Here is a 23,449-nt window from a genome sequence, read left to right on the forward strand (position 1 = left end):
ATGACAACAAGTAAACGACAATTGCCGGCTTCGCAACAGGATACTTTATTGGACGTATTGAAAAAACGCTTTGAGAAGAACAGGGCGCGGCATAAAGGCATAGAATGGAAGGATGTGCAGGCCAAACTGGATGCCAACCCGGAAAAACTCTGGTCGCTGGATGAGATGGAGCGCACCGGGGGAGAACCGGATGTAATAGGTTATGATAAAAAAACAGCAGCATATATTTTTGCTGACTGCGCTCCCGAAAGTCCGAAAGGCCGCAGGAGTCTTTGCTTTGACGGTGATGCACTGGCTTCAAGAAAAGAACATAAACCTGCAGACAGTGCCATGGAGATGGCAAAAGCCATGGGCATTGAACTGCTGAATGAAGAACAGTACCGGGAACTGCAGCTACTGGAGCCCTTTGATCTTAAAACATCGAGCTGGATACAAACGCCTGCTGCTGTTAGAAAACTGGGCGGTGCCCTCTTTTGCGACCGGCGTTACGATCATGTATTCACGTATCATAACGGCGCAGAATCTTATTATGCCGCCAGGGGGTTCCGGGGAATATTGCGGGTATAAGTAACAGCGGTGTACTTATTAACCAATTATGTATTGTCACCGGAGTAGCCCGGCACGCCGTTTGAGGAATAAAACCGGGGATACATGCTATTAAAGAATGATTTTTTATTTTTTGGCAGGTTTTGTTTGCTGTTATTTTTATTGACCTGCAACTTTCCGGGCGGAAGCGCTTTGAATGCCCAGGACCATATTACCCACTACAGGGAGCAGGAAGTACATTTTACATATAATGGGGACACCCTTTTTGGTAAGCTCATCACTCCCGGGGTATTTAAGGGTAAATTACCTGTTATTGTTTTTGTTCATGGGTCCGGTCCGGAGGATTACAGCTCTTCAGGAAATTACCGGTACCTGTGGGAAGTGTTTACAAAAATGGGTTTTGCCTGTTATTCCTGGAACCGGCCGGGTGTAGCACCTTCCGGAGGGAAATGGTTTCAGATGTCCGTTGCGGACCGCGCCAGGGAAGTGGTTGAAGCCATACGCCGGGTTAAGAAAATGAAGGAGGTTGATTCTTTAAGGCTGGGGCTTTGGGGGATCAGTCAGGCCGGGTGGGTGATCCCGGAAGTTGCCGGAATAATGGCGCCTGCATTTGTTATCACCGTTTCCTCACCGGTAACAACGGCATTCCGGCAGGAAGGTTACCGGGTAAGGGCAGAAATGAGGGCGGATGGCCTTGCCCGGAAGGAGCAGCGCCAGGCAGCTGCTTATAACAGGAAGCTCCGGAAGATGATAAAGACCGGGCGGGCATATCAACAGTTTTCGGAACTGCAGAACAAAACGGGTCATGAAAAATGGTCGGGCTATGTTATCCGGGGGGATGAGATGGTATATGATTATTTAAGTGTCGTATTTAAGGAAGACCATCCGCCGGATATTGACCGCCTTCGCTGCCCGGTACTGGCCATTTGGGGTGCGAACGACCTGGCGGTGCCTCCTCGGAAAAGTGCCCGCGTATACCGGAAAGCATTGAAACGGGCAGGTAACAGCAATGTCCTGGTCCGGATTATCCCTGATGCTGACCATACACTTACATTTAACCGCACGGGTAAACGGGCCGAAACCATTAAACGCAGGGAACAGTATAGCAAAAGCCCTGCGGCTGTTTTTGCCCCCGGCTATATACAGTTAATGACAGACTGGTTAGCCGGACTGGAGTTAGAATAAAAACACCCTAAAGCAATTGTGTCTTAAAAAAGACGATAGTCCGTTTCCATGCGAGGTCGGCGGCTTCTTTATCGTAGCGGGGTGTGGTGTTATTATGAAACCCATGGTTGGCATTGGCATAAGTATAGGCTGTATACTTTTTGTGATGGCGCTTCAGCGCTGCTTCATAAGCAGGCCAGCCTTCATTAACCCGCGTGTCCAGGGCGGCATAGTGTAGCTGGAGCGGGGCCTGTATTTTGGGAACCTCCGCATCTGCGGGTTGTGTGCCATAAAACGGTACTGCTGCCGACAGGTCCGGCATCCGGACTGCCATCATATTGGCGATCCATCCGCCAAAGCAAAAGCCCACAACGCCAACCTTTCCATTGCAATCCGGCTGGGTCCTGAGATAGCCGGCTGCAGCAATAAAATCTTCAAGCATTTCGTCTTTGTTCCGTTTTGCCTGGAGTGCGCGCCCTTCATCATCGTTGCCGGGGTAGCCGCCAAGCGGGGATAAAGCATCCGGGGCAAGGGCTATAAATCCTTCCAGTGCAGCCCTTCGCGCTACGTCTTCTATATAGGGGTTGAGCCCACGGTTTTCATGTACCACCACAATGCCCCCGGTCTTCTTTTTCAGGCCCTCCGGCCATGCCAGTAAAGCCTTAATGGAGCCTCCGCCTTTGGGTGAATTATAGTGAATGTATTTTGTCTGCACCCTTGCATCACCCGGTACCACCTGTGCGGTGGTTGCATAATCGGGCATTAAAAAACTCATCAGTGCCGGAACCGTAAGTCCGCCAATGGCATAGGCCGAAAGTTTTTGAACAAAATTCCTGCGGTCGATGCGGTTGTGTGCATAGTCATCATAAAGATCAAATACTTCCTGGCGGATATCTTCTTTTTTGATGGGATTCATGTTTGCTGTTTTACTAATTGAAAGAGGGACATATCCCGGGGTGGCGCGTTCCTCAAATTTAGCTGATTTTTTTGTATTCCCGGTAGCCCGGTGCATAGCATTTACCCGGTTTTTTATGTTTGCCGTTGTACGTTATTTTGTAACTTAGGCAGATGAAACCGGGAGCCATTCTTCTATTACTGCTTACAATTATGCCGCAGGCGTTGTATGCCCAAACAAACGGATTAACCCTCGCTCAGCAAAGCGCTGTTCTCCAGCTGGTGCATGCGGCAAAAACCGGTAATAAACAGCAGATCGCCTCCCGGGTGGCGTATCCCTTAAAAAGAATCTATCCCCTCGGTGATATAAAAAATAAAGCAGCTATGCTGGACCGTTTTGATGTGGTATTTGACGGGAAACTGCTGAAGCCGCTTGCCCGGTCAGGTGCAGGAGATTGGACAGCTATGGGCTGGAGAGGCGCGATGCTGGGCAATGGCGTGCTCTGGATGGATGATGCAGGCAACATAACAGCGGTGAACCATCAATCGGAAAAAGAAAAACGATTGCTGGAAAATGCCATCCGGGAAGACCGGCAGCAACTGCCGCCCTCTTTGCGCTCGTTTGATAAACCCCTTTATAGTATTATTACGAACCACTACCGGATCCGGATCGATGAAAGCGCAGGCGATCAGCTGCGTTATGCGTCCTGGGGGCTCCAGCGCGGGAAGAAAGAACCGGACCTTGTGCTGTATAACGGGGTTTATGAAGCACAGGGAAGCGGAGGAAATCATACCATCAGCTTTACAAACGATGTATACCGGTATGTAGTGGCCGTTAACCGCCTGGGAAGCAGTGAAACACCTGAAGTATTGCTGACCGTATATAAAAACGAAAAGATCCTGCTGAATGATGCTGGTAAAATCATAAGGCATTAAAAAAAGGATGATAACCGGCATTGCGAATAGCCCGTACCCCATCAGGACAAAAGTATTGACATCTCTTCGGGAATATCCCCTCCGGGCCTTAAGATCTCTTAAGGAAGCGCTTGCAACAGCCCGGGGTCACAACCGTTGTGCCGGCGCCTGGCGGTACAGGAGACCGCAGGACGGTTGAACAACAGATTCCTCTTACATTTACCCGGTTCTGCAAAATAGAACATTCAATAAACATGGTTTGCATATGAAAAAATGGTTTTTTTTCGGTCTGCTGTTTATGACCGGTCTGTGGAGCAATGCCCAGCTAAAAGCCCGGTACCTGCGCTGTGAGTACCTGCAAAACCCTCTTGGAGTAGAGGACCCCCATCCGAGGCTGAGCTGGGAGCTTACCAGCAGCCAGAAAAATATGCGGCAGTCGGCCTATCGTATCCTGGTGGCCGATGATCCGGAACTGCTGGGAAAGGGAACGGGTAATGTATGGGATTCGCGTAAAGTGTCCTCCGATGCATCTATCCAGATCCGCTACTCCGGTAAACAACTGGCTTCCGGTAAAAGATATTACTGGAAAGTGATGACCTGGGATGCCGGTGGCAGGCCCTCTTCCTTCAGTGAGCCGGCATTGTGGCAGATGGGGCTGCTGGATAAGGCTGATTGGTCTGGTGCGCAGTGGATCGCAAGGGAGGTGCTGCCTCAGGCCGGTGTGATCGTTCCCTTTGCACATGGTGGCGGGCAGGATGAATGGGGCCGGCGGCCGGATGTATTGCCGCTGCTGCGTAAGCACTTTGAGATCGCAAAACCGGTAAAGCAGGCAACTGCTTTTATCAGCGGGCTCGGGCATTTTGAGATGCATGTGAACGGGGAAAAAACAGGAGATCATTTCCTGGATCCGGGGTGGACGCAGTATGCCAAACATGCACAATATGTAACTTTTGATATAACGGATCAGCTGAAAAAGGGTGAAAATGTACTGGGGGTGATGCTGGGCAATGGGTTTTATTATATACCGGGAGAACGCTACCGGAAACTGACCGGTGCCTACGGGTTTCCGAAGATGATCGCAAAGCTGCTGATCGAGTATAAGGATGGTTCTTCAGAAACGGTGGTATCCGACAACAGCTGGAAAACTGCGGAGTCGCCCATCTGGTTTTCCAGTATTTACGGTGGTGAAGATTATGATGCCAACCGTGAAAAAGCAGGCTGGGACGGGCCGCGTTACAATGATGCAGGCTGGACCGCTGCAGTGGTAACTGATGGCCCGCCGCAATTGCAGGCGCAACCGGCAGAGCCGGTACGGGTGCTGCAAACCTTTCAGCCGGTTTCAAAAAAAGAATTGAGCAGGGGTACCTGGCTGTATGACCTGGGCCAGAACTTTTCAGGCATTCCGGCAATAAAGGTTTCCGGCAAAAAGGGAGATACCATCCGGCTCCGTCCTGCGGAACTGATCACCAAAGAAGGGGCAGCCAACCAGGGAGCCACAGGATCTCCACATATTTATACGTATGTGCTCAAAGGCAACGGGGTGGAAGAATGGCAGCCGCGCTTTACTTATTACGGTTTCCGGTATGTGCAGGTAGAGGGCGCGGCACCGGAAGGCAACGCCTCCGGCCTGCCGGTGATCCGGGAGCTGAAAGGGCTGCATATCCGCAACAGCGCGCCGGAGATCGGTTCATTCAGCAGCTCAAACGAATTGTTCAACAAAACCAACGATCTCATCCGCTGGGCCATCCGCAGCAATATGGTAAGTGTATTTACGGATTGTCCGCACCGCGAAAAACTGGGCTGGCTGGAGGAAACACACCTGATGGGTAGCTCGGTGCAATACAATTATGACATCGCTGCGCTTTGCAAAAAAGTGGTAAGAGATATGATCAATGCTCAAACGGCAGAAGGGCTGATCCCGGATATTGCACCGGAGTATGTACATTTTGACGGTGGCTTCCGCGATTCGCCGGAATGGGGAAGCGCCGGCGTGATCTTTACCTGGTATGCATTTCAATGGTATGGCGATACAGCCCTGCTGAAGGAGGCCTACCCGATGATGAAGAAATACGTATCGTACCTGAAAGCCCGGTCAAAGAACCATATCCTTGAGTTTGGTCTGAGCGACTGGTATGATATTGGTCCGCAACACCCCGGTGTTTCGCAGCTGACGCCGATGGGAGTTACGGCTACAGCCACTTATTATTACAATCTGACCATTCTTTCAAAAGTGGCGGCATTACTGGGTATAAAAGCAGATTTGCCTTTATTTCAAAACTGGGCTAAAGAAGTAAAGACAGCATTCAATAAAAAATTCTTTAACCCGCAAACCAGGCAGTATGCTACCGGTAGCCAGGCCGCCAACGCAATGGCCTTATACATGAACCTGGTAGAACCGGAATACCGCAATGCAGTAGTACAAAACCTGGTAAAGGATATCCGTGGCCGTAACAACGCGCTCACGGGCGGGGATGTGGGTTACCGCTACGTATTGCGTGCATTGGAAGATGCCGGGTATAGTGACGTGATCTATGATATGAATAACCGCAGTGATGTTCCGGGATATGGTTACCAGCTGGCACATGGGGCTACCGCCCTTACAGAATCATGGGCGGCGCTGCCTTCCGTATCCAATAACCATTTTATGCTGGGGCACCTGATGGAGTGGTTCTACTCCGGGCTTTGCGGCATCCGGCAGGCCGAAGGCTCCGTCGGGTTCAGGGACATCGAGATCAGGCCGCACCCCGCAGGCACCATCAATAATGCAAAGGCAAGCTATCATTCTGTACGGGGTATGATAAAAGTTGACTGGAAAAAAGAAGGCAGCCGGCTTACCGTAAATGTGGAGATCCCGGCTAATACCAGGGCTACCATTTACTTTCCGCCAGGATATGATCGGGCACCCGTAAAAACGGGATCGGGCCGTTACAGTTTTTCGGCAATAAAAAAATAAGGAACGTTTATTTTATTGGTAAACCATTTTTACCAATTATAAAACAATTTATTCAGGAAGGGCTGCTACCGGATGGCGCAGGACAGAGATCTGGATTTTATTTGTTAATCTTGCTGCATTCTATAAACGGTTTTCTTTGCAAAAAGAGTTATGAGCACAAATTTACTGCAGTATAATCCGCAATATCCTTCTGTAGCAGACCTGAAAAGGAAGGCTAAGAAACGGATCCCGAAATTTGCTTTCGACTACCTGGAGGGCGGGTGTAATGATGAACTGAATGTATGGAGGAACGAGGAGGACTTTAAGCATATTTTCCTGATGCCCCAGTATCTGAAAAAACATAAGGGGGTAGATATGCGGACAGAACTATTCGGCCATACTTATGATGCCCCCTTTGGCATTGCCCCGGTTGGGCTGCAGGGGCTTATGTGGCCCAACGCCCCGGAGATCCTGGCCAGGGCAGCATTACAACACAATATTCCCTATATCCTGAGCACGGTTTCTACCAGCAGCATCGAGCGGATCGCCGAACTTTCAGAAAGTAAATTCTGGTTCCAGTTATACCATCCCACCGAAAATGAATTGCGGGATGATATCCTGCGGAGGCTGGAAGCCGTAAATTGTCCTGTTCTGGTGGTGCTGATCGATGTGCCTTCTTTTGGATTGCGGTATCGTGAAATAAAAGCGGGGCTTTCCATGCCGCCAAAGAACACCATCAGCAACTTTGTACAGGCTGCAATGCACCCGGTATGGGGATTGGAAACCCTGCGGGTTGGTATTCCCTCCTTTGCTACATTAAAGCCTTATATGAAAAAGGGAATGGACATGAAGCAATTGGGCAAGTTCATGAATGCCACGTTTACCGGAAGGGTAGATGCGGATAAAGTGGCGGCTATAAGGGATAAGTGGAAAGGAAAACTCGTGGTAAAGGGTGTGGTGAGTGAGCAGGATGCGGATCTTTGTGCGAAGATCGGGGTGGATGGGATCATTGTTTCCAACCATGGCGGCCGGCAGATCGATGCGGGTGAATCCACCATCCGGCCGTTAAAAGGACTGGCGGAAAAATACGGCGATAAATACAAAGTAATGATCGATAGCGGCCTCCGCTCGGGGCCGGATATCGGCCGGTCACTGGCCTGCGGCGCTGATTTTACATTTATGGGAAGACCTTTTATGTATGGAGTAGGCGCCCTGGGGAAGGCAGGCGGTAATCATACCATTGCCATGCTGAAGGCACAGCTGAAGCAGGTAATGGAGCAGCTTTGCTGCGAGACCATTCACGATTTTCCGGGAGCACTGATACAGTAAGTTTCATTTTTTGGAAGAACTCTTTGACCGCGGTGAGACGATGCAATGTACCGGCGGAATACTATAATGAGTTCATAAGCTGAACTCCGGGATCCGTTCCGGAGTTTTTTTATGATAAACCGGCATCAGCATTGCCCTTTTGCCACTTGCCTTATGGATAGTGCAGACCCTGACCAGGCCCGGTAGAAGTTCGAGCCCGCAGATGCCTTTTGAAAATATTTCAATAAAATTGACAGCAACTGGTTGTTATGAGAAGAATCCGGTTATCTTTCATAATAATAATGTAGCACCGAATGTGACCGCATCCGCTTTATAGAACACCGCCACCGATCATCAGCCGGAAAATGCCCACCAGGATAACAATGATACTAAGTGTTTTACCGGTAGAAGAACCTCCTACAACCGAAACGATAAGAGAGAGGATGCCAATGGGGATCACCAGCCAGTACAGCCAGCCCAATAAAGGAATGAACGCAACAACAGCCAGTATGCTTGCAATAAGGGCGAATAAAACGCAGATTATTTTCATCATGTTTGCTTCATTTAAGAATACAAAGATGGCGCTTTGCAAACCTGCCGGCCAATGAAGATCGGTAAGTCCGGAGAAGCTGCCGGTAAACAGCCGGGGGGCGCCCTTTAATATCCTACGCCTGTTTCAGGTTTAACGTGGTTTATTATTGTTTAATGAAGTCTGACAGCTCTTATGTTTGTTTAAAGTTTCAGGTTTCACGTTAGATCCGTTTTTATCCCTCAAAGATCACAGGAGGGTTCCTGGTCTCATATGATCGAACATTGTTGAATGTGGTTTAATATTGTTTAAGGTTGACACTGAAAACTGACGGCTGACAACTGACCACTACTTATTTTTGGGACGTATAAACTCTTTGTACCGGTCGTTGATATAGGCCGTCATATTGGAGCGGTCAAGATCCCTGGCCTGTTTATAGGAAGGGCGGTAAAGATACATGAACTGGCGCAGCGAGTCGTTTTTTAAACCGGTGAGCTTGGTTACCCAGGCGGGGGAAAAAACATAGTCGATATAGGCCTCTTCCTCGTTTTTGAGCAGCTGTTTCCTGAACTTTCGTTGTTCGCGGGACTTTTTGGAAAAATGACTGATGGGGCTCACGGAGATCCCGAATCCATCGGAAGGCCGGTTTCCCCCGGTGATGCCCGGTCCTTTTTCAAAATAACGGCCATATTCCTCCCTCCGTCTTAAAGAGTCCAGCTGGTAGTTACTGGTTACGGTCACATTCCGGAGCGTATGAGGATCTTCTGTCAGGCCGACATCATAGCCGGTCTTTAACAGTTGTGACTCTACCTTTACGGTATCACTGGTGAGGCCGGTAAAAGAAAAGACAACGATGTCTTTGTTCTTCGCTTCAATAGTATAGGACCCCGAAGGTGTAGCCAGTGTTGTTTTACCACTGGTAAGATTGGTGACGGATGCCCCGGGGACCGGAGTATCGTTCGTATACATAAAAATGTTCCCCCGCAGGTAGGTTTGGCCCGATGTTATTGCCGGCAGCAGCACAAAACCCAGGATCAATATGGAAATGCTTCGTTGCATATAGAATGAAAGATGTTATTAAAATTAAGCAGGCTTTCTCTTCCGGCATTTGCGGTACATCCAATGTTTTGTTAAATAGCCCCCTGAAGCCCGGGGTATTATCGGGTCATACCGGGTTCAAAGAGGCCCAGCGTATAGGTCTTAAGAAGGTCGCCTGAATTCTTTTTTGTGACCGACCATGAGGCCTCATTAAAAATGTTGGAAGGGTCTTTCCCGCAATCAGGTATTGCAGTGCCGGAAGAAACAAGGTTACAGTTGATGTCTGTTCTTTGTTTGTCACCGATCGTAATATGGGCCATATTAAAAACCGGTGGTATGCGGCTGGGAGCACAATCTTTTAAACAGATGACCTCAACAACCTGGGTACTCGAGTTGGCGTCTACAAGGATCTTTTCTCCCGAGAAAAGGATGGTGGTATCCCCGTTGGGATTGACGCGGGCATTGAAATATTGTATGGATACGGACTCCGGCAGGGGGTTCTCAAAAATAGTGGTCAGGGTGTACTGGCCGGGCGCAGAGTCCCCGTTCTTCTGGCAACCGGCTACTAGCCCGGCAATGCTCAGAAGCACCAACAGCTTTATATACCTGGAACCACTCATTTACTTCGTTTAACAGTAGACGCATTGGTTTTTCGAAATGAAACAGGTAACTTCTTATCATAATATAGAAACAGAACCCGGCAGCCTGGAACCCGATAACCGACCGTCCGGATACAAATTTCCGAAAATTTGAACTAATTTGGCCGGAAATTTTTGAGACAGGTTTAATTGTTTTGTTTATGAAGAAATACTTCCTGCTGGCGGGCCTTGCCCAGATGGTGCTTGGACTGGCTGCGCAGCAAAAAAGCGTATTTACCCCTGCCGACTACGACCGGGCTGTAAGTGTAATGAGTGGCGGTAAAGCAGCTAAAGCCTATAGCAGTCAATCCATTAACCCGCAGTGGCTGCCCGGCGACAAATTGTGGTACCGGTTGCCGGCAACAGGGCAGTACCTGATTATAGACCCTTCTGTAAAAAAAGGAGGACAAACAGTAGCGGAGCAATCACCGGCTCCTGCCAGGCCGGCTCCTGTTAAGGTTTCGGGAGGGCCGGGTGTGGTATCGCCTGATGGAACAAAGGTTGTTTATATCAGGGACTGGAATCTTTGGGTAAAGGAGATTGCAACAGGAAAGGAACGCCCGCTGACGACGGACGGGGTGAAGGATTTTGGCTATGCCACTGATAATGCGGGTTGGACACATTCGGACCGCCCCATTGTATTGTGGTCGCCGGATAGTAAAAAAATTGCCACTTTCCAGCAGGATCAGCGCCATATAAAGGACATGTACCTGGTTCGTACAAAAGTGGGGGCACCGGAACTGGAGCAATGGAAATACCCGCTTCCCGGCGATAGCGCCATTATTAAGATACACCGGCTGGTACTGGATGTGGAAACAACGGCGATGATCCGTTTTAAGATGAAACCGGATGACCGGAGGGGCACGCTTTGTGACGATATTGCATGCGATGGCAGTTTTGGCGATAATGACTGGAGTGCTGATGGAAAACAGCTGGCTTTTGTATCCGTAAGCAGGGATCACAAAACAGCGCAGTTCCGGGTGGCTAATACAGGAACCGGGGATATCCGTACCGTGTTTGAGGAAAAAGTACCCACACAATACGAATCCGGTCAGGGAATGGCCAACTGGAAATTTTTGCCGGAGACCAACGAAGTGATCTGGTACTCGGAACGGAGCGGGTGGGGACACCTGTACCTGTATGACCTGTTAACGGGCAACGTAAAGCAACAGATCACCCGGGGTGATTTTGTAGTAACAAAAATGTTGCAGGTAGATGCAAAGAAACGGCAGATCCTTTTTGAAGCAAAAGGAAGAGAGCCGGGAGAAAACCCTTATTTCAGCCATTTTTATACCACTGATTTTGGTGGAAAGCGTATGGTGGCGCTCACGCCGGAACCAGGAAATCATTCAATGACCCTTTCTCCGGGAGGGCGGTATTTTGTGGACCGGTATTCAACTCCCGTTGTACCCCCGGTTATAAAGCTGAAGGACCTTTCGGGGAAAACCATCCGTGAGCTGGGCGCTACTGATCTTTCCGGGCTAAAAGATGCCGGCTGGCAGGCCCCGGAAATGTTCAGCGTGAAATCGGCCAATCAGCAGTTTGATCTCTATGGATTATTATATAAACCTCAAAACCTGGATCCGTCAAAGAAATACCCCGTAGTGGTGTATATCTACCCGGGACCACAGGGCGGCAGCGTGGGCAACTGGTCTTTTAATATTGCCGCCGGTGACTTTCAGGCACTGGCAGAGCTTGGGTTTATTGTAGTACGGCTGGAAGGTAGCTGTAACCCCAACCGTTCCAAAGCGTTCCACGATGCCTGCTATGGTCATATGGGAGAAAATACATTGCCGGATCAGATCGCGGGACTCCGGCAACTGGCAGCAAAGAACAGCTTTATGGACCTGGACCGCGTGGGTATCTGGGGGCATTCCGGTGGTGGTTTTGCAACAGCCGCCGCTATGTTCAGATATCCGGAGTTTTTCAAAGTAGGCATCGCGGAATCAGGTAATCATGATAACCGCAATTATGAAGATGACTGGGGCGAGCGGTATATCGGCCTGCTGGAAGGCGATAATTACGAAAAACAGGCCAACCAGGGCTATGCAAAAAACCTTCAGGGAAAATTAATGCTGGTAACCGGTGGAATGGATGATAATGTACCTCCCTATAACACCTACCTGGTTGCCGACGCGCTCATTAAAGCCAATAAGTCCTTCGACCTGGTGGTAGTACCGAACGCGCGCCATGGATATGGAGCGGACTCTTATTATATGATGCGCCGGAGATGGGATTATTTCGTAGAATACCTGTTAGGTGCCCGGCCTCCTAAAGACTATAAGATCAATATACCGTAAGGAGAAAATAAAAAACGGTCCGCATTTGCACGGACCGTTTTTTATACAGGTCTTGGATAAAACCGTGCTGTTCCTTAACGTTGCTGCATACCGATCTTTGTGTCTACCGTTGCCTCCATCGGAACTTCCATTCCCTGAACTTTTACGATCCCTTTTAATTGCTGTACCAGATTCAGCACCTCGGTTACGCCGGTGGCATTGTCCATCGTTATAGTACCAGCCACTGTTCCATCCAGGTTTATTTCCATTTCCATGCCCTGCTGCATCATTTTTGTAAGGCCATCAGTGCCTATTTTTCCGGCTACGGTGACCAGGCTTTTCCCGTTCTCTATTTTTTTTAGTGTATAGTTGTTCTGCAGGGTCAGGGTGTACGGTTTTTCGATCCGGATATTGGCAGTCCAGGTACTTCCGGGCGATACCGGATCTTTGGGGTACATTTTAAAGCTCTGCTCCAGCAAGCTTTTTATAGTAGCTTCGGAAAAAAGCTCTTCTGCCATCTTTTTGGCCTCACTGTCTGATGTGTTAATGCTGCCGGCCAGATCCTCAAATCCTTCTGTTTTTTTTACCGTGCCGTCAGCGGCTATGAGGATCTTTATTTTTTTCCCGCGGATAGACCGGAACATGCTGTTGGCGGCATTGGTTGTATCGGGGCTTTCACTATCCATAACCAGCTCCTGGCCCATGAAGTCAATGTTCATTTTTGAAGGGCCGTAGGTCAGGGTCAGGTCCTTATCCGCACCTGCATCTGCAATATCATAATGCATGTTTACAGTACTGCCGAACTTCATGTTCACGGGTTGTCCCATGAGCGTTTGCTGGATACTGATGGTATTATTATTGATTACATCATACCGGCTGCCGTTTGCAGGATTGAATTTCAGCGTAACCGTTTGGGCATGCAGCATGGAAGCCGCTGATGCGGCCATACAGAACAATGCCAGGATGGTTTTTTTCATGATCGTGTTTTAAATATGGGCGATTACAGCGTGGCGATCAGCTTTTGATTGTTCCGGACATAATCATCGTTGTGATTTTCTTTGGCCAGCTGCATGGATGCTTCTGCTGCAGCCCGGGCTTCTTTTTTCCGCCCGGTCTTTGCCAGCGCCTTTGCATATTGATACTGGATCCAATAAGCCTTTGGCTGGGCTTCTGCTGCCTTGGCAAACCACCCGATCGCCTTATTCAGGTCTTTGTTGTTTTCCAGGTAGTAGGTTGCTGCCTGGAAATATGCCGGTTTGTCAGACTGCATAGAAGCATCGATCGATGCCATGATCCGCGCATCAAGTTCTGTTTTTATCGGAACGGGAACCAATATATTACCCCAGGAGAGCTGCAGATCAGCGGTGGTAGGTGTAACATTCGCCAGCTGAATGGTGAAGGTTTCCGTATTTGTTTTTGTAGTTACCGGGGTTACTTGTATCCTTACTACATCGTCCGCTTCTTTATAGGCGGTAGGATCACTGGTTACATCGGTCTGTTGGGTAAGGATCACGGTCCAGGACTTTTGCCCGGGAATGGTGAGCAGCCCGTATTTACCTGCAGGGATCGTTTTTCCGCCAACGATGATCTCATCGCTTACGGTGAGTGTGGTGGCGCCGTTGGCCCCCGTGCGCCAGAGTTTCCCGGCAGGAGCAAGATCAGCGTATAGCCGGCGGCCTTTGAGGCTGGGGCGGCTATAAGACCACTCCAGTGTGCCAAGCCCGAAATCCTGTTTGATAGTCTGGGCCGGACTTGCGGCCGGTATTTTTACCTGAGCCTGGCTGGCTGAAAGTACGCCTGCAAGAAGAAAGGAAAATAAGATACGTTTCATTGTTACTTGTTTTTGTTAGTTACGAAAATAGCGTAATATTATAAGTTGCTCCAGCAGCCTAACAACTTTCAGCTGTTTTTGTTGAAAAGAGGATGGAATTGATGTAAGGTTTTACGGAGGAACTCCCTGTCCAGGTGTGTATAGATCTCAGTGGTGGTGATACTTTCATGTCCCAGCATTTCCTGCACGGCGCGCAGGTTAGCGCCGCCTTCGATCAGGTGGGTGGCAAAAGAATGGCGGAAGGTATGCGGCGATATGGTCTTGGTGATCCGGGCCTTTGCTGCCAGGTCCTTAATGATCAGGAAGATCATTACACGGGTCAGCTGTGCGCCCCGTTTGTTTAAGAAAACAATGTCTTCACTGCCGGGTTTTACGGTTAAATGACAGCGGATCTCCCGGAGGTAGAGTTTTATATATTTGGCGGCGGAATCACCGATGGGTACCAGCCGCTCTTTATTTCCTTTTCCGATCACCCGGATATAACCCACATCCAGGTAGAGTTGTGAAATCCGCAATTGTACTACCTCTGTTACCCGCAGCCCGCAGCTGTACATCGTTTCAATAATGGCTTTATTGCGGCCGCCTTCGGGTTTGCTGAGGTCTATTGCCAGCAGGATTTTTTCCACTTCTTCAAAACTTAGTACATCCGGGAGGGTGCGCCGGGTTTTAGGCGCTTCCAGCAGCAGTGCGGGATCCTGCTGCACAATATTTTCCAGGAGGCAAAAACGGTAAAAAGCGCGGATGCCGGAGATGACCCTGGCCTGGGAAGCCGGCTGCATTCCCAGCTCCGCTATCCAGCCAACAAAGGATTGCAGGTGTTCCAGGGTGATATCAGGAGGCGCCAGTGACTGTGGCTGGAGCTGCAGGTAATCCGTAAGCTTATCTACATCCCGCAGATAGGCCTCCGTTGAATTTCCGGAAAGCGATTTTTCCAGTTTTAAATAAGCCTGGAAACTTTTCTTGTAAGCGTCCCACATAAAAATAAAAGCCTGTCGGAAAGATAACAGGCTTTTTTGATTTTTGTTAATTATTTGAAGGTAAGGGGAACATCATGAACAATGTCTTTTTCTTCATATCGGATCTTGGCATAAAGATGATCTTTCCGGATGTTTACAGAATCCAGGAAGGAGTGTACATTGTCATGGTCAACACCCTTCACACCGGTATCGGTCAGCAGCGTTTTTGCCACTTTGCCGGTATGTACATCTTCTACATAAATAAAAGTATTGTCGTAGTAAGAAACAAGCCCGTCTTCCACTTTGAACTTGGGATCAAAGCTGTTTACGGCGCTGAAATATTTCATAGGACTGATCCCCTTGCCTACGGGTACTTTTATAAGATATCCCCGCCCGGTGGCGCAATCATTGAATTTGAGCCAGGCGGCCTGCCCGTCTCCGAATTCGTAGCCAAAAAGCGATTTGCCGGGTTTAACATTGCGGCCCTGGAAAAAATCGGCAAACCCGATCTTTGCATTACCTGTTTTCCCGTTGTCGAAGAGGATGGAATCAATCTGGCAATCTTTAAAACTTACGGTAACAGAAGGCTTGTCCGGTGTAGGGCTGCCCAAACGCAGGGGCTCTGTAATACAGGCAGAGTCGGTACAAAAAGAGGAGGAGGCCGTTTCGGTTGTTCCCTCAGAACCGCCACAGGAGGCAAGCAGTACCGCCAGTGTGATAGCACTTAGTGAAAGTGAGTTTAGTTTCATTCTAGTTGTTTAAGATCGTTATAAAATAAATGCAGATCGCTAATTTACAGATTAACGATGAGTTATCAGCTATTCGGCGTTGAGAATTGAGATTTCAGACAGAATCATCTCAATACTCGACTCCTTTCTCTGGAGGCTCATCGCTCCATTCACGGTTCTCATGTTCTCAATACTCAATACTACAAAAACACATCTTCGATCAGAAAATATTCAGGCGGCCGGCCTGCTTCAATGGTAATGGATAAAATATCATACTGGATGCGATAGTGCCCCGGGTACTGGCAAAGGAACTCATCGGCAGCCTGCTGTAAATACCGGAATTTCCTTTTGGTAACGCTTTCCTCCGGATAGCCTGACCGGTTACTGCTGCGGGTTTTTACTTCTACAAAATGCAATTTGTTGCTTTTGGTGGCAATAATGTCAATTTCATAATGCGAGTAGCGCCAGTTCCGGAACAGGATGGTATAATGTTCCTGCGCCAGGTAGGCTGCGGCAAGCTGCTCTCCCTGTTTTCCCAATTGATTATGTGTTCCCATTCAGTTATCTTTACCCCCAAGTTAATCTATTTTTTTTATGCAGAAACTGGCATTAGTAAAAGGTGCTATCAAGCATTATGACTGGGGTGGCGTGTCGTTCATACCCTCCCTGCTTCAGGTGGAAAATCCGCAAATGAAGCCCTTTGCTGAATATTGGATGGGTGTGCACCCGGGGGCGAACTGTGTATTGACGATGGACGACGGGAGGGAGATACTGCTCCGGGAGTATATCAGCACATCCCCCGGGGCGTTACTGGGCGCTTCCGTAAATGCTGCATTCGGCCAGATGCCTTATTTGTTAAAAGTGCTGGATGTAAAGGATATGCTTTCCATCCAGGTGCACCCCTCTAAATCCCAGGCTGCATTGGATTTTGAAGCAGAGAACCGCAAAGGGGTTCCGTTGGATGCACCCCACCGCAACTACAGGGACGCTAACCATAAGCCCGAACTGATGGTAGCACTCAGCGGGTTTTATCTGTTGCATGGCTTTAAACCGGAAGCGCAGCTGTTACAAACGCTGGAAGCCGTGCCGGAGCTGCATGTTTTTATACCGGTATTTAAGCAGGGAGGCTATAAAAGCCTGTATAAGATGGCAATGGAAATGGCCCAGGAAGAAGTGAATGCGCTGTTGCAGCCTCTGATCAACCGGATCATTCCGCTATACCTGCAGGAAAAGCTGGACCCCTCCGCGGAGGATTTCTGGGCAGCCCGGGCCGCGCAAACCTTTATCCGGCCCGGCTCCATCGATCGCGGAATTTTTTCGATCTATTTTTTTAATATTGTTCATCTGAAAACGGGAGAAGCCATTTTCCAGGACGCAGGTGTGCCCCATGCTTACCTGGAGGGATATAATGTAGAGATCATGGCCAGCTCTGATAATGTGCTGCGTGGCGGGCTTACCTCCAAACATATTGACACGGCGGAGTTGCTGAAACATACGAAATGCGAAGCCACGCATCCGCAGATCATTCCCGCAGGAGGCAACAAAAAAGCAAAGGTATACCCGGCGCCCGTTCCGGATTTTGAACTGCATTCCTATGAGCTGAAAACGGGTGATGAAACCGTATTGCAGCCGGTAACGGCCGAGTTGTTTTTGCTTACAGAAGGGGAGGTGGAGCTTACCTCCGGGGATATCCGGGTAGTATTAAAGGCCGGTAGCATTGCTGCCGCAGCTTTTCCGGGTGCGGCTGTAAAAGTACTGGCCGGCGCTCCTTCGCTCTTGTTCCGTGCTACTGTTCCGTTATAGATTTTTTAGATTTAATAAATTAGTATAAAGATGACCCGGGAAAAATTGGTTGCACTGATCCGCGAGAAAGGATCTTATTTATGTGTGGGATTGGACACTGACCCTGCGAAGCTGCCGGCGCATTTATCCGGGGATGCAGACGCCGTGTTCCGTTTTAATAAAGCCATTATTGACGCTACCCGTGCTGCCTGTGTTTCCTACAAGATCAATACTGCGTTTTACGAGGCATTGGGAACAAAAGGCTGGGAGGTGATGGAGAAAACCGTTCACTACATAGGGGCGGATCATTTTAAGATCGCTGATGCCAAGCGTGGCGACATTGGTAATACCAGTACCCAGTACGCCCGCGCTTTTTTTGAAGCACTACCCTTTGATGCGGTCACCGTAGCGCCTTATATGGGGGAAGACAGTGTAAGACCTTTCCTGGAGTATGAAGGGAAATGGGCGATCGTGCTGGGGCTCACCTCCAATAAGGGGGCGCAGGATTTTGAGTTGCAGGCCAGTGGGGAAGGACTTTTATATGAGCGGGTATTAAAAACCGTATCCGGGTGGGGCACTGATCAAAACCTCATGTTTGTGGTGGGGGCCACACAGGCGGATGCATTTATCCGCATCCGCGAGTTGGTTCCGGGCCATTTTCTGTTGGTGCCCGGGGTGGGGGCACAGGGTGGCAGTCTGGAACAGGTTTCTGAAAAGGCCATGAATAAAGACTGCGGATTGCTGGTAAATGCCAGCAGGGCGGTTATTTATGCTTCAGGCAAAGAGGATTTTGCAGATGCCGCGGCTGCGGTGGCCGGTCAGTACCAGGCCGAAATGGCAGCATATCTGCAACGGTTTAATGGATAGGTCGATGGCAGAAGGGGCATGAACCTTATGCAGCGCTAAATGATTTTTGGAGATTGTTTTGAAATAAATTCCCTATAAACAGCAATGAGAATGCCCCTTCAGCCTGCCTGCGGGTCGGGGGGCTATCAGTACGCAGCAATATTTGCTTCAGGTCAGCAGGAAGGGGAAAGCGCTTGCGGTATATTTACCGGGAACAGGAATCTACCGGCTGCCAGATCGTAAGCAGCCCGGCTCCCGGACCGAGGATCGGGTCGTTATCGGGAGTGGGAATGTTGGCAATGCTGCGGTTGGCGTGAACACGGTTGCCGCTTTGCCTTCTCTGGAGCTCCGGGCTCACGTTTACAGAACAGGCCCCTGCCAGGTTCAGATCAGTGCCTGAGCCAAGATGCCGGAGCGCCACTCCCGCAGGGATCACCATCACGTCCCCTTTTTCAAGAACGGTGATAATACCCAGTGTGCCGCCCAGCTGCCATTGAGCCTCCCCCGCGCAAACCCCCAGGACAATATGCGTGTTAATATAGTAATGGGTAAAGTTGAACGCCCCGAGTGCAGGGGAGGGGAACCATTTATTGGAACGGAATTTTTTTATCAGCCAATCCTCGCAGGCATCATATTCCTTGTCGAAAAATCCCCTGTAAACCAGCAACGGAAGCGGGCTGCTGGGAATTTGCGGGTCTTCTTTAAAATAAAAAATATCAGGATTGATCCTTCTTAGCTCCCAGGGGACCCATTCTTGTGGTTTGATTTTTTTGGGCATGCTATTATCCTTACAAGTCACATGCCAGTAACCCTCCTGCAATGGATTTATACCAATACTTTTTGAAAAACCGGCAACAAACGCTGTATGGCAGGAAACGGAAGGTTAAAACATATATAAAAAAGCCGTTCCGGGAAAGGAACGGCCTTTTGTTATTTGGATGGTTAATGGTTATTTCTTTTCAAAATTGTAAACGATATAAATAGTTTTTCCCTCAAAAGATATGGGCGATTGCGCTATGAACTGATTGTCTCCTGCAGAAGTTACTTCCAGCGAATATCCTTCGGCCACATTTTTAGACTGGTTCTTTTTTAACCCGTCTACCCGTTTGAAATTAAGATGCGTAACGCCGTTATAGTTCCGGGTCGACCATAAGATCTCACGGGCTCCTGCCGAACAATCCTGTCCGTTAATCGTATAGCTTCCATAACCGTTATTGGGAAAAACCCAGACACTGCCTTCAAAACATGAAAGGGCCACATCATCAAAAGCTTCCACCTTAAGGTTCTTGGTATTGGTTCCTTCAATGCTGACGCCGGTTACAACCCAGGTACCTTTAAAATCCTGCCGAGGAACAGTGGAAGATGCGCTTTTTTTACTATTGGAGCAGGCAACGCCTATAACAGAAACGGTCATCAGAAGCAGAGCGATTTGTGAAATTCTTTTCATAATCAATGTTTTTATGCTTTATGCAATTGAAATGCCAAATTTTGAGGATAGACGGCTTGTTGCAAAGAAAGGTTCGATGCCGGGTGTTAAAAACAGGCGCAAAGCAGCAGGTTCAGCTATTACTTAATGAGGATCAATCAGATTTTGAAGATCGATTCCATCAATATCCATTTTTCGCCCGGCTTTGCAGCCGGCAACCCCTGCTGGTACTTCCACATCAGCGCTTCCCATTCCTGCACTTTGGGATTTTGTGCATCAGCAGCCTGCTTTTTCTCAAAGGAGAAGCCCGGGGCGGTTTCCATGATCATAAACAGGCGGTTTTCCACGCGAAAAATTTCCATGTGCCGGATACCGGAATCAAGAATACTCTGCAGGATCTCCGGCCATACGGCCCGGTGATAGGCTTCGTATTCTGCAATAAGCGCCGGGTCGTTTTTTAAATCCAGCGCGAGACAATATCTTTTTAATGGTTCCATTTCTGATTTCTGATTAACCTGCTAATATACGAAGGACCCGGTTAGTGCTGAACTTTAAACTTCTTCCGAAGGTTCGGAACGTTAAACGGTGAATTGTAAAATTTCTCACTATGGACTATGCACGCTTCACTCCCGGCTTAAAACGGCGGACAGCTCATCGGGCATGAACCGGATCTGATGTGCAACTTCAAACCTGGAACAAAAAATTATTCCCGCATCATATCGATCAGCACAGCAGCGATCTCTTCTGCATTGGGTTTGCTGAAGTAGTCCCCGTCGCTGCCGTAGCCGGGCCGGTGCTCCTTTGCTGTAACGGTGCGCGGTGCTACATCCAGGTACCGGTAACCGCCCTGCTCTTCCATTACCTTGTTAAACATAAACGCAGCAGCGCCTCCTGGTACATCTTCATCTATAAAAACAATACGGTTGGTCTTTTTGAGTGAGTCCAGGATACGATGGTGGATGTCAAAAGGTAACAGGGTCTGCACGTCGATCAGGTCGCAGCTGATGCCCAGCGGGGCGATCTTGTTTAACGCGTCCTGGATGATGCGCAGGGTAGAGCCATAGCTTACGATGGTAATGTCGGAGCCCTCCTGCAGCAGTTCAGGCACGCCCAGGGGAACCGTCATCGTTTCCAGGTTTTCCGGCAGCCGCTCTTTCAGCCGGTAGCCGTTCAAACTTTCCACTATCAGCCCCGGATCATTACTCTGCAATAAGGTATTGTACATGCCTGCCGCCTGTACCATATTCCTGGGCACACAAATATGAATCCCTCTCAGGGAGTTGATGATCATTCCCATAGGAGATCCGCTATGCCAGATACCCTCCAGCCGGTGTCCCCGGCTCCTGATAATAAGCGGGCAGAACTGCTGGCCGCCGGTACGGTATTGAAGGGAGGCCACATCATCTGTAAGCGGCTGCAACCCGTAAACCAGGTAATCGAGGTATTGAATTTCAGCAATAGGTCTTAGCCCCCTTAATGCCAGTCCGATACCACGCCCCATGATACTGAGTTCATGAATGCCGGTATCGGAGATCCGTTCTGCACCATGTTTCTTCTGCAGGCCTGCAAACCCCTGGTTTACATCCCCGATCTGCCCGAGATCTTCTCCGAATGCCAGTACCTTGGGGTTACTGGCAAAAAGCCGGTCAAAGTAGTGGTTCAGGATCTCGTAGCCGTTGATCAGCGGGGATTCACCGGTTATAACGGGTGCCACCGGGGGCACTTTTAAAGCGCTTTTAGCTCCTTCATTTAACAAATTTGAATTATAGATAGCTGCATTTTCCTTGCAGAGCTCATCATAATAAGCAGCTACCTGTCCGGCTTTGTCGCCGCATATAAGGATGGCCTTATACAAGGTCTGCAAAACGTTTTTTCTTAGGGGTTCCCGGTTGGTGACCAGGTCCGGGATCAGCTTTTTCAGTTCCGCGCTTTTTTCCGGCACATCAAGGACCAGCTGGTTCAGCAGGTTCCTGGTAGCTTCTACCTGTTCCTTTATTGGCGTCAGGTAGGCCTTCCAGGCATTATCCCGGCCTTCCTTTACATTGCTGCGGGCATCTGTTTCAATCTTCTCAAGCGTCGATTCATCAGTTAGCCCGTTCTTCAGGATCCACTCTTTCATTTTTTTCAGGCAGTCCCGTTCCCGCTCCCATTCCAGGCGTTCGGTAGATTTGTACCGCTCATGACTGCCGGAAGTGCTGTGGCCCTGGGGCTGCGTCAGCTCGTCTACATGAAAAAGAACAGGGGTATGTGTCTCCCGTGCCAGGCTGATACCTTCTTCAAAAGCTTCGATCATGCCCATATAGTCCCAGCCCTTTACCTTGGAAATATAAAAACCGTTGGTCCCTTCTTCTTTCTCAAAGCCTTTTAACGCGGCAGAGATGGAGCCTTTTGTGGTCTGCATTTCCCGGGGAACGGAGATCCCGTACCCGTCGTCCCAGACAAAGATAACCAGTGGTACCTGCGCCACTCCCGCAGCATTAACGGTTTCCCAGAAATGCCCTTCGCTCGTGGATGCATCGCCGATAGTGCAGAAGCAGACTTCGTTCCCGTTGTGGGACAGGTTTGTGAATTGCCGAAGTTCCGGCACTTCCCGGAAGCTTTTGGATGCATAGGCCAGTCCAAAGGAGCGGGGCATCTGGGCGGCTGTGGGGGCCATATCCGTGGCCGTGTTTTTGATCTCTGCCAGGTTCAGCCAGTTGCCTTCTGCATCTACATTCCTGCTGGTATAATGACTGTTCATTTGCCGCCCCACGCTAAATGGTTCATGATCCGGGTTGGGGTCTGCATACAGCTGCGCAAAATATTGTTGGGGAGTACCTACTCCTATGGCAAACATAAAGGTCTGGTCGCGGTAGTACCCGCTGCGCCAGTCGCCGGGTTTAAAAAATTTGGCCATCGCAACCTGCGCCACTTCCTTCCCGTCTCCAAAGATGCCAAATTTTGCTTTGCCGGTCAATACCTCCCTCCGGCCCAGTAAGCTGGTTTCACGACTCAGGCAGGCAATATAGTAGTCGTGCAGGATGCCGTCTTTGAACTTATCAAAAGAAAGCATTTCACCAGGGGTAGTAAGGTTGGAAGTTTGATTCTCCATATTGGCAAAAATAGGGATATCACAATATACTCATTACTGAATAATTTTTCAAAGAAGCATGCAACTTTTGAAAACTGTTGAACATCTATACCGTAATTTTGTTGTTTTTATATTTGTTGTCAATAAAAAATAGGATTATGAAGCAATTTTACCTTTTAGCAGTTTTGTTTTTTATGGGTCTTGCTGTTACTGCAAATGCACAGGAAGCAGTACCGGCAGACAAGGTGATCAAAATGGCAAAAGAAGAATACAACGTGGGTAAATTGAAATTTAAAAAAGGGACTTCCTTTTTTATGGAGTTTACCAATATTAGCAAAAAACCGGTGATCGTGGAAAGTGTATTGGTGGGATGCGGCTGCACCGTTGCAGAAAAACCATCTGCTCCTGTTATGCCGGGCAAAGTGGGCAAGATAAAAGTAGGCTATGATGCTACAGCTGCTGCAGGCAGTACGTTTAAAAAAGATGTGACCATTAAGATAAAAGGCGCCCAGCCTAAAACGGTATATTTTACCGGGGAGATTATCTAAGAGTTTAGTTTTTTTTAGT

At 49.0% G+C, this 23,449-nt stretch carries 22 protein-coding genes; 9 read left to right on the top strand and 13 right to left on the bottom strand.

The window, feature by feature from the left end; translation table 11 throughout:
* Positions 1–567, top strand: coding sequence for a DUF4256 domain-containing protein (locus BLS44_RS00160; protein WP_090388024.1), 567 nt, complete (start codon positions 1–3; stop codon positions 565–567).
* Between the two features lie 84 nt (positions 568–651).
* Positions 652–1,731, top strand: coding sequence for an alpha/beta hydrolase family protein (locus tag BLS44_RS00165; protein ID WP_090388025.1), 1,080 nt, complete (start codon positions 652–654; stop codon positions 1,729–1,731).
* Between the two features lie 7 nt (positions 1,732–1,738).
* Here the strand turns inward: BLS44_RS00165 and BLS44_RS00170 are convergent, their stop codons facing one another.
* Positions 1,739–2,626, bottom strand: a complete 888-nt coding sequence (locus tag BLS44_RS00170; protein WP_090388026.1) for a dienelactone hydrolase family protein — start codon at positions 2,624–2,626, stop codon at positions 1,739–1,741.
* A gap of 152 nt (positions 2,627–2,778) precedes the next feature.
* On the opposite strand from BLS44_RS00170, the gene BLS44_RS00175 reads away from it, so the two are divergent.
* From BLS44_RS00175 to BLS44_RS00185, 3 genes are all read left to right on the top strand, one after another.
* Positions 2,779–3,540, top strand: a complete 762-nt coding sequence (locus BLS44_RS00175) for a hypothetical protein (protein ID WP_090388027.1) — start codon at positions 2,779–2,781, stop codon at positions 3,538–3,540.
* A gap of 244 nt (positions 3,541–3,784) precedes the next feature.
* Entirely contained in the window at positions 3,785–6,472 is a 2,688-nt protein-coding gene (locus tag BLS44_RS00180; RefSeq protein WP_090388028.1) for a family 78 glycoside hydrolase catalytic domain, read from the top strand.
* 150 nt (positions 6,473–6,622) lie between these two features.
* Positions 6,623–7,780, top strand: a complete 1,158-nt coding sequence (locus BLS44_RS00185; RefSeq protein ID WP_090388029.1) for an alpha-hydroxy acid oxidase — start codon at positions 6,623–6,625, stop codon at positions 7,778–7,780.
* A 310-nt stretch (positions 7,781–8,090) separates the two neighbouring features.
* On the opposite strand, the gene BLS44_RS00190 is transcribed toward BLS44_RS00185, so the two are convergent.
* The 3 genes from BLS44_RS00190 to BLS44_RS00200 all read right to left on the bottom strand — a co-directional run bounded on the left by BLS44_RS00190 (position 8,091) and on the right by BLS44_RS00200 (position 9,946).
* Positions 8,091–8,312, bottom strand: coding sequence for a hypothetical protein (locus BLS44_RS00190; protein ID WP_090388568.1), 222 nt, complete (start codon positions 8,310–8,312; stop codon positions 8,091–8,093).
* 324 nt (positions 8,313–8,636) lie between these two features.
* On the bottom strand, positions 8,637–9,347 hold the full coding sequence (locus BLS44_RS00195; protein ID WP_245729042.1) for a hypothetical protein: 711 nt from the start codon (positions 9,345–9,347) through the stop codon (positions 8,637–8,639).
* Positions 9,348–9,445: 98 nt separating this feature from the next.
* On the bottom strand, positions 9,446–9,946 hold the full coding sequence (locus BLS44_RS00200) for a hypothetical protein (protein WP_090388030.1): 501 nt from the start codon (positions 9,944–9,946) through the stop codon (positions 9,446–9,448).
* 179 nt (positions 9,947–10,125) lie between these two features.
* Between BLS44_RS00200 and BLS44_RS00205 the strand changes: the two genes are divergently transcribed.
* Complete coding sequence (locus tag BLS44_RS00205; RefSeq protein WP_090388031.1) at positions 10,126–12,264, top strand: S9 family peptidase; 2,139 nt, start codon at positions 10,126–10,128, stop codon at positions 12,262–12,264.
* Between the two features lie 74 nt (positions 12,265–12,338).
* Here the strand turns inward: BLS44_RS00205 and BLS44_RS00210 are convergent, their stop codons facing one another.
* From BLS44_RS00210 to BLS44_RS00230, 5 genes are all read right to left on the bottom strand, one after another.
* Complete coding sequence (locus BLS44_RS00210; protein ID WP_090388032.1) at positions 12,339–13,220, bottom strand: DUF6263 family protein; 882 nt, start codon at positions 13,218–13,220, stop codon at positions 12,339–12,341.
* A gap of 23 nt (positions 13,221–13,243) precedes the next feature.
* On the bottom strand, positions 13,244–14,074 hold the full coding sequence (locus BLS44_RS00215) for a DUF2911 domain-containing protein (RefSeq protein WP_090388033.1): 831 nt from the start codon (positions 14,072–14,074) through the stop codon (positions 13,244–13,246).
* Positions 14,075–14,142: 68 nt separating this feature from the next.
* On the bottom strand, positions 14,143–15,051 hold the full coding sequence (gene xerD, locus BLS44_RS00220) for a site-specific tyrosine recombinase XerD (RefSeq protein WP_090388034.1): 909 nt from the start codon (positions 15,049–15,051) through the stop codon (positions 14,143–14,145).
* Between the two features lie 50 nt (positions 15,052–15,101).
* Positions 15,102–15,779 (bottom strand): hypothetical protein, encoded by a 678-nt coding sequence (locus BLS44_RS00225; protein WP_245729043.1) that lies wholly within the window; start codon positions 15,777–15,779, stop codon positions 15,102–15,104.
* 179 nt (positions 15,780–15,958) lie between these two features.
* Positions 15,959–16,315: a YraN family protein gene (locus tag BLS44_RS00230; protein ID WP_090388035.1), complete on the bottom strand. Its 357-nt coding sequence runs from the start codon at positions 16,313–16,315 to the stop codon at positions 15,959–15,961.
* 37 nt (positions 16,316–16,352) lie between these two features.
* Here BLS44_RS00230 and manA point away from each other — a divergent pair, with 37 nt between their 5' ends.
* Together manA and pyrF are read left to right on the top strand one after the other, a co-directional pair.
* Positions 16,353–17,561, top strand: coding sequence for a mannose-6-phosphate isomerase, class I (manA, locus tag BLS44_RS00235; protein WP_090388036.1), 1,209 nt, complete (start codon positions 16,353–16,355; stop codon positions 17,559–17,561).
* Between the two features lie 30 nt (positions 17,562–17,591).
* A complete protein-coding gene (gene pyrF / locus BLS44_RS00240; protein WP_090388037.1) occupies positions 17,592–18,407 on the top strand; it encodes an orotidine-5'-phosphate decarboxylase in 816 nt (271 codons plus the stop codon).
* Between the two features lie 184 nt (positions 18,408–18,591).
* Here pyrF and BLS44_RS00245 read toward each other — a convergent pair whose 3' ends face one another.
* From BLS44_RS00245 to BLS44_RS00260, 4 genes are all read right to left on the bottom strand, one after another.
* Positions 18,592–19,164 (bottom strand): cupin domain-containing protein, encoded by a 573-nt coding sequence (locus tag BLS44_RS00245; protein ID WP_143019613.1) that lies wholly within the window; start codon positions 19,162–19,164, stop codon positions 18,592–18,594.
* Positions 19,165–19,335: 171 nt separating this feature from the next.
* Positions 19,336–19,833: a hypothetical protein gene (locus tag BLS44_RS00250; RefSeq protein ID WP_090388039.1), complete on the bottom strand. Its 498-nt coding sequence runs from the start codon at positions 19,831–19,833 to the stop codon at positions 19,336–19,338.
* 137 nt (positions 19,834–19,970) lie between these two features.
* The gene (locus BLS44_RS00255; protein WP_090388040.1) at positions 19,971–20,309 is read right to left on the bottom strand and encodes an L-rhamnose mutarotase; all 339 of its coding nucleotides are present in this window, start codon (positions 20,307–20,309) and stop codon (positions 19,971–19,973) included.
* Between the two features lie 206 nt (positions 20,310–20,515).
* Positions 20,516–22,903, bottom strand: a complete 2,388-nt coding sequence (locus BLS44_RS00260; protein ID WP_090388041.1) for an alpha-ketoacid dehydrogenase subunit alpha/beta — start codon at positions 22,901–22,903, stop codon at positions 20,516–20,518.
* 137 nt (positions 22,904–23,040) lie between these two features.
* On the opposite strand from BLS44_RS00260, the gene BLS44_RS00265 reads away from it, so the two are divergent.
* Complete coding sequence (locus BLS44_RS00265) at positions 23,041–23,430, top strand: DUF1573 domain-containing protein (RefSeq protein WP_090388042.1); 390 nt, start codon at positions 23,041–23,043, stop codon at positions 23,428–23,430.
* The last annotated feature ends 19 nt before the right edge of the window (positions 23,431–23,449 follow it).

Origin of the sequence: Niabella drilacis, assembly GCF_900101395.1 — a bacterium.
In the GTDB taxonomy this organism is placed as follows: domain Bacteria; phylum Bacteroidota; class Bacteroidia; order Chitinophagales; family Chitinophagaceae; genus Niabella; species Niabella drilacis.